Origin of the sequence: Nocardioides cremeus, assembly GCF_030518195.1 — a bacterium.
GTDB classification, from domain to species: domain Bacteria; phylum Actinomycetota; class Actinomycetes; order Propionibacteriales; family Nocardioidaceae; genus Nocardioides; species Nocardioides cremeus.
Genome location: NZ_JAULSC010000110.1, coordinates 1 through 373, shown reverse-complemented (window position 1 = coordinate 373; position 373 = coordinate 1). Strand labels below are relative to the sequence as shown.

Genomic DNA, 373 nt, shown 5'->3' with positions numbered 1-373 from the left:
CCAGGCGCCGCTGGCCCTTGGGCACCAGTCGCGGGGTGAACGTGCCGGCCCGATCGCGTGGCACCGCCAGGCTCACGTCGCCGACCTGGGTCGCGACCGTCTTCGGGGTCGTGCCGTTGCGGGAGTTGTCGAACGCGGCTGCATCCGGGGCGCCCTTCTCATAACCCAGGTGGTCGGTGAGCTCGGCGCCCAGACCGCGCTCGAGGGCGTGCTTGATCAGTGCGGGGATGAACCCGCCGTCGCCGGTCAGGTCGATCTCGCCGGCGTCGATCTGGGCGAAGAGCCCGTCCAGGGCACCGGACTCGGCCAGCTCAGCAGCAGCCTTGTAGCCCGGCATCTCAGCGCGCACGGCGCGGCGAGCAGCGGCACGGCT

Annotated in this window: 1 protein-coding gene; it reads right to left on the bottom strand. The window is 72.1% G+C overall.

Annotated features, from left to right (window positions below; translation table 11 throughout):
• Positions 1-337: transposase (locus QWJ41_RS22440; RefSeq protein ID WP_302710370.1), on the bottom strand; the 337-nt coding region annotated here is incomplete at its 3' end.
• Between the last annotated feature and the right edge of the window lie 36 nt (positions 338-373).